This is a genomic window from Delftia tsuruhatensis NBRC 16741, from assembly GCF_001571325.1.
GTDB lineage: Bacteria > Pseudomonadota > Gammaproteobacteria > Burkholderiales > Burkholderiaceae_C > Comamonas > Comamonas tsuruhatensis.
In genome coordinates this window covers 1-6,199 of the sequence record NZ_BCTO01000100.1, presented here as the reverse complement: position 1 = coordinate 6,199, position 6,199 = coordinate 1, and the positions used below count along the sequence as shown (strand labels likewise).

General features: G+C 59.5%; 7 protein-coding genes. 5 read left to right on the top strand and 2 right to left on the bottom strand.

Annotated elements, in window-relative coordinates; translation table 11 throughout:
* The 4 genes from DTS01S_RS30995 to DTS01S_RS28995 all read left to right on the top strand — a co-directional run.
* A partial coding sequence (locus DTS01S_RS30995) for a portal protein (RefSeq protein WP_061290090.1) occupies window positions 1-1,802 on the top strand: 1,802 nt, incomplete at its 5' end.
* 1 nt (window position 1,803) lies between these two features.
* Entirely contained in the window at window positions 1,804-2,046 is a 243-nt protein-coding gene (locus tag DTS01S_RS29005) for a hypothetical protein (protein ID WP_017406469.1), read from the top strand.
* Window positions 2,043-2,621 carry a glycoside hydrolase family protein gene (locus DTS01S_RS29000; protein WP_061290093.1) on the top strand — a complete coding sequence of 193 codons (579 nt, stop codon included), beginning with the start codon at window positions 2,043-2,045 and terminating at the stop codon, window positions 2,619-2,621. Before DTS01S_RS29005 ends, DTS01S_RS29000 begins: the two co-directional genes overlap by 4 nt.
* Entirely contained in the window at window positions 2,621-3,127 is a 507-nt protein-coding gene (locus tag DTS01S_RS28995; RefSeq protein ID WP_061290086.1) for a hypothetical protein, read from the top strand. The genes DTS01S_RS29000 and DTS01S_RS28995 overlap by 1 nt, the downstream gene beginning before the upstream one ends.
* Before the next feature lie 54 nt (window positions 3,128-3,181).
* Here DTS01S_RS28995 and DTS01S_RS30180 read toward each other — a convergent pair whose 3' ends face one another.
* Both DTS01S_RS30180 and DTS01S_RS30175 read right to left on the bottom strand, forming a co-directional pair.
* Entirely contained in the window at window positions 3,182-3,664 is a 483-nt protein-coding gene (locus tag DTS01S_RS30180; RefSeq protein ID WP_074932128.1) for a hypothetical protein, read from the bottom strand.
* Window positions 3,661-5,037 (bottom strand): DUF3696 domain-containing protein, encoded by a 1,377-nt coding sequence (locus DTS01S_RS30175; protein WP_074932130.1) that lies wholly within the window; start codon window positions 5,035-5,037, stop codon window positions 3,661-3,663. Before DTS01S_RS30175 ends, DTS01S_RS30180 begins: the two co-directional genes overlap by 4 nt.
* A gap of 118 nt (window positions 5,038-5,155) precedes the next feature.
* Between DTS01S_RS30175 and DTS01S_RS28990 the strand changes: the two genes are divergently transcribed.
* A complete protein-coding gene (locus DTS01S_RS28990; protein WP_061290083.1) occupies window positions 5,156-6,115 on the top strand; it encodes a hypothetical protein in 960 nt (319 codons plus the stop codon).
* Window positions 6,116-6,199 lie beyond the last annotated feature (84 nt).

Genomic DNA, 6,199 nt, shown 5'->3' with positions numbered 1-6,199 from the left:
AAACCGGCAGCAGCCCAGACTGGCGCAATGTGCTCTGGGACTCGATGGCCATGGAGCCGGATCTGAGCGATGCGCGCTACCTGTTCCGCACGCGCTGGGTGGATGAAGACGTGGCCATCACCATGTACCCGCAGCGCCGCGACGTGCTGGAGCGGGCCGTGCTGCGCGAGGAGGAGTTCAGCGCCCAGCAGTGGGCCGAGGACGAATTTTTCTTCCAAGGCCACACCAGCGAGCGCCACGTCAGCGACACCAGCGGCAGCTACCTGGCCGGAGGGCGCGGCAACATCGACAGCGAGGCGCGGCGCCGCGTTCGCCTGATCGAGTGCCAGTTCCGCATGCCGGCGTCCGTTCAGGTGGTGACCAGCGGCCCTTTCAAGGGCTCGTTCGTGGAGCCCTGGGACCATGCGCTGCGCGCCGTGGTGGGGGCGCACGGCGGCTCCATCGTGGAGCGCGTCGCCATGCGCATGCACGTCGCGGTCTTCACCGAGGGCCATCTGCTGGCCCTGGGCCCAACGCCCATGCGTCACAACAGTTTCAGCCTGACGCCCATCTGGTGCTACCGGCGCGGCCGCGACCGCATGCCCTACGGGGTGGTGCGCCGCGTGCGCGACCTGCAGATGGATCTGAACAAGCGGGCCAGCAAGGCGCTGTTCTTGCTGTCCACGAACCAGATCTTTGCGGAGAAGGGCGCCTTCGATGACATCAACGAAGCGCGCGAGGAGGTCAACCAGCCGGACGGCGTGGTGATCTACAAGGCTGGCAAGAAGTTCGAAGTCCACCGCGACAGCGAGATGGCCGCCGGCCAGGTGCAGATGATGACGCTGGACGGCCAGGCCATCCAGAAGTCCGCAGGCATCAGCGACGAGAACCTGGGCCGGCGCACCAACGCCGTCAGCGGCCGCGCGATCGAAGCCCGCCAGCTGCAGGGCTCGGTCGTGACCACGCAGCCCTTCGACAACCTGCGCTTCGCCGTGCAGATCCAGGGCGAGAAGCTGCTGAGCCTGGTGGAGCAGTGGTACACGGAGGAGAAGGTCATTCGCCTGTCTGGCCACAAGGGCCGGCTGGACTGGGTGAAGGTCAACCAGCCCGAGGTCCAGCCGGACGGCAGCGTGCGCTACCTGAACGACATCACGTCCAGCATGGCCGATTTCGTGGTGTCCGAGCAGGACTATTCGGGCACGCTGCGCCAGGTCATGTTCGAAAGCCTGAACCAGCTGGCGGGCCGGCTGCCGCCCGAGGTGGCCATCCGCATCATGACGCTGGCCATGGAGTACTCGGACCTGCCGAACAACGACCTGGTGGCCGACGAACTGCGCAAGCTCACCGGCGAGCGCGACCCCAACAAGCCCCTCACGCCCGAGGAGCAGCAGCAGGTCCAGCAGCAGATGCAGGCCCAGGCCGAGGCGCTGCAGATGCAGCAGGAGAGCGCGCGCCAGGCGCTGGCCGAGCAGCAGGCCAAGGTCCGGGAGATCAATGCCCGCGCCGAGAAGCTGGAAGCCGAGGCCGAGCAGCTGCGCGCCGCCGGCGGCAACCCCGCGCTGGCCCAGCAGATGGAAGGCGTGGCCGCCACCGTGCGCCGCGACGCCGACCTGGAGCTGGACGAGCTGCGCCGCAAGCTGTCCAAGACCCAGGCCGACCTGGCCAACAAGACGCTGCAGATCAAGGGTGACCAGGACGTGCGCCTGCAGGTGGCACACATCGAGGCCGACTCGCGCGAGCGCGTGGCCCAGATCCAAGCCCAGAGCCGCCAAACGCTCGACGCCATGTCGGGCCGGCTGAACCAATTCGACAACAAGGACTGATATGGATCGAGAAACCATCGTGCGCACGGCGGCTGTGGAGGGCGCCAAGGCCGCGCCGCCGGTCACCGTGGTGGCCACCAACGTCGCCAACGGCTGGACCATGACCCACACGGCCACGGCCCTGACCATCCTCTACGTGGTGCTGCAGGTCATCTACCTGCTGTGGCGCTGGAGCAATGAGCGCGAGGACCGCCGGGCGCGCCAGGCGCAGGAGCTGGCAGCAGCATGCGAGGCGCGGTCGTGAGCGGGGGCCGAGTGCCTGCCGCAGGCCTGGGCATCGGCGCCGCCATCCTGGCTTCCTGGATCGCGGCCGAAGGGTTCAGCGCCGCGCCCATCATCCCGGTGCGCGGCGACGTGCCCACCATTGGCCACGGCGCCACGCGCTACGAGGACGGCAGGCGCGTGAACATGGCAGATCCGCCCATCACCAGGGAGCGCGCCCGCGACCTGGCCGTGAACCTGCTGGAGCAGCAATACGGGGTCTGCGTGCGCGATTCCTTGGGCGACACGCTGGTGCATCCAGTCGAGTTTTCCCAGGCGGTGGACTTCGCGGGTCAGTACGGCTGCGGGGCCTGGCGCGGCTCCTCGATGCTGGCGCGCACGCATGCCGGCGACTATGCCGGCGCCTGCCATGCCTACCTGGCCTACCGTTTCATGACCAGCGCCCAGCCCCTGCAGGGCTACGCCGCCTACCAGTGGGGCGCTGGCGGGCAGCCCTCCCGGTGGCGCTTCGACTGCAGCACGCCCGGCAACAAGGTTTGCCGCGGCGTCTGGACTCGCCAGCAGGCGCGATATGCCGCGTGCATGGAGGTGCAGTGATGATCCCTGCGCTCTACATCCAAATGGCTGCAGTTGGAGCGGCGCTGGCCATTGGCGCAACTGCCTCTTGGTGGATGCAAGACCAACGCTATGGCCTGCAGTTGGAACGGCTACGTCACCAACAGACCACAACCGAGCTGGCCGGCTCCCGCGAGGCCGTTCGGAGCATGGCGGGATTTCAAAAAGGACTGTCCGATGCACTCGCAACCTTCCAAACCACGAATCAACGCAACGCGGCCGCGCAGCAGGATTTGGAGCGCAGCCTGCGTGACTTGCGCAGCACTACTACAAGCATGCGCGGCGACTTCGCCGGTCTGCCAAAGCGTATCGAGGGAGCTACCCAGCCCGCTCTCGCTCAGTACTCCAGCACCTGCACAGCCCTACTCGCAGACTTGGCAGAGCGTGGTGGACGAATGGCAGAGCGCGGTGCAGACATCGCGCGAAAGGCTGATGGTCACGCCGCTGACGCAGCGATGATGCGCCGAGCATGGCCAACGAAAAATTAATGGATAACAATGGCTGCGATGGTGCTACCCCATTAGATCCGCACCGTAGAAATTCTAGATGAGGCATCCGTGTTCGGGACACAATTGGCGTACCTTAACCTTTAGTTGAATCATCAACGTCTCCTTTTCCTTCCAGTCTGTGTCTAGTGCATTAACGACGGTGGCTCCAGTTTTCACGGCAATCGCAAGAAATTTTTGATCACTAGGATCCATATTGTTGGGAGGTAATTCTGCGAATCCCCTGCTTTCATCATCAATGGGTGTAATTTCAACTAATTCAACTTTGTTGGGATTGTACATATTATCGTGTAAGTACTTGAAAAAAACATCTCCTATGCCGGGTTGTCCACTATGGAATAAAAATGGAGTGTACTCAGCTAAAATTAGCCCAGAAGCATCCAAAACCACAATATCCTTTACCTTCTGTGTGGCTATCTCAAATAAAAATTTGCTACAGGCTAGTTGACAAGCGTCTCCTGCATGTGTTCTTCGCCCATTTGCTGAAATTGGGACGTTTGTATCTATTGTAATTTTCATGGTTTTTGGCTTTTTATTTTCCTTGTAAGTGCTGCCATGCGTGTTTCTGCAATTTCTGTCATTTCATCACCGAAGAAATTTGTTGGCCAGTTTTCAATCTCTCCGAATTCGTTTAATTTCAGATCATTTAGTTTTGCTTCACCATTTTTATTATCGCAAAAATATAGTCTGAGATCATCTGAAGGAATTGTCTCATCTGCAACTCGGCGCTGGAAGCGTCTTAGCATGTGTTCGCTGTGGCTCTCCACAATCACTTGCAATTTCCGCGTCTGTGCAATCTTGATGATTGCATCAGCGAGACCACTTTGCACGGCCGGATGCAAATGGATTTCGGGCTGTTCCATAAGTACTGTGCTGCCAGTTGGGACGTACTGAAGCAGAACTAGAGCTGGTAGTACCTGAGATACACCGAAACCGACATCAGTTAGAAGTGCATCAGGGCCATCTTTATCTCTTTTTACTATTGCGCGATATAGATTTGCCCCTGATCCGATCTCTTCGATGCGAAACGAATCGATAAGACCGATTTTTTGCAGCCAATAGGCGATCATTCCCTGAAAGGGTTTGTAATGTGTTTTGCCACCAAGATTTCTAGTTTCACCCCGTACTGTGGCAGCCAGGATTGCCTCAACTGCTCTTTCTCCTCTGACTCCTACATCGCTCGGACTTGCACCTGACCACGGATATTCTCGACGTGGAGGCGCACGTAGAGGTCCTAAATAGTAGATGGCATCCATCATAGACTCATATTCAGACTCAAGAACGCCAAGAAAATCTGAGTTTTGAAAATAAGTTTTGGCTTGGTCGGGGAATAAGTGGGTCTTTATTGGACCTGGCAAAGCCCATGCTCTAGCTTTATTTCTAACAAATTGAAATGAATTTTGAGGGGGTTTCCACTCGCAGTTTAGAATAAATTCAGATGAACCTTCTTTCTTGGGCTGCAGAATGAATTTATATCCTCCAAAATTATATTGAAGGCGACCCGATGTAGGTATTTTATCTTCTAAGGTTACTTCTGACTGCGCTGTAATTTTGGTGCTGCGGAAAAGAATATCTGTTCTTTTTCCACTTGGATCTGCTATTAGAAGTTCCTTAGGTAGTTTCCATCTTAATTTCCATTCCAGCTTGCAGTTATTATTGTGGAGATTTATAACATCGCTAAAACTACCAAGGTTAACGAATTGGTCTGGTCCGCCAAAGTCTAACGTAAGGCCTCGATCTGTTGCATTTTTAGTTTGCTTGAGTAGAAGCAAAAATTGAAGAATACTGCTTTTCCCAGAACTATTTGTCCCGAACAGCCCAGTAACAGTTTTGAACTCGATGTCCAAGGTGGACCAAGACTTGAAATTTTTTACCAGAAGTCTGTCTAGCATTTGAAATCCGTTGTAGAAGGTCTGTGCTCTTTCAATAATAGCTGGGTTGAAGCCTATCTGCCCAGCTCGTACCAAGCCTGCCACCCTGCCGTGATCCAAACCACGAAAGGACGCACACATGAGCTTGAACGACGACCACCTGCGCCTCCTGTCCGACGCCGAGCGCGCGGCCATGGAAGACGACGGCGACAAGTACGACCCTGACGCCGACAACGCGGCAGCGCTGGCGGCGCTGGGCCGTGGTGCGCTCGATGCAGAACACGAGGACGACGACGACCAGGACGACGCTGGCAAGGGCAAGGCGGAACCCAGCACGCCCACCGACCCAACGGACACAGCTGCAACGTCGGCTGCAGCACCTGCTGGTGATCCCGCAGAACCCACGGATGCCACGCATCCGACCGACGCGCCCGCACCGAATCCGCAGGCTGCCCCGCAGGCCGGCGGCTATCGCGCGGAACTGCCCGCCGACTACGACGCCCAGGTGAAGGCCAACAAGGACGCCGTGGCCGCCGCCCGCGCCAAATTCAACGAGGGCGAGCTGGAGCAGGCCGAGCTGGACGCGGAGCTGGACCGCCTGCAGGACGAGCGCGACCAGCTGCGCGACATGAAGACGCGCGCCACGGTGTCGGCCGAGATGCAGCAGCAGTCCACCCACCAAGCCTGGACCGCCACCATCAACGGCTTCTTCGAGGAGGCGGCCCAGAGCGCAGAGCTGGGCATCGTGGACTACCGCAAGGACGCGGCCAAGCAGGCGGATCTGGACGCCATGGTGCGCGCGCTGGGCGCGGCGCCCGGCAATGAGCACAAGCCCATGCGCTGGTTCCTGGAAGAGGGGCACCGCCGCGTGGTGGCTCTGCATGGTATTGCCACTACCAAGAAGCCGGCGGACGTGCGACGCAAGCCTGACGCCTCGGCGGTGGTCACCAATCTGGCCGACGTGCCTGGCGGCGCGGGCGATGCGGACCCTGTGAGCGACGAGTTCGCCGAACTGGACAAGCTCACCGGCCTGGACTACGAGCGCGCGCTGGGCCGCCTGTCCGAAGACAGGCGCGCGCAGTACCTGCGTTCGCTGTGAAGGAGCCCATGGCACAGACAACTGCATCGGCGCCCGACATGCGCCGCATCTTCATGGAGCTGCGCACGGGCGATGTGCTGGAGG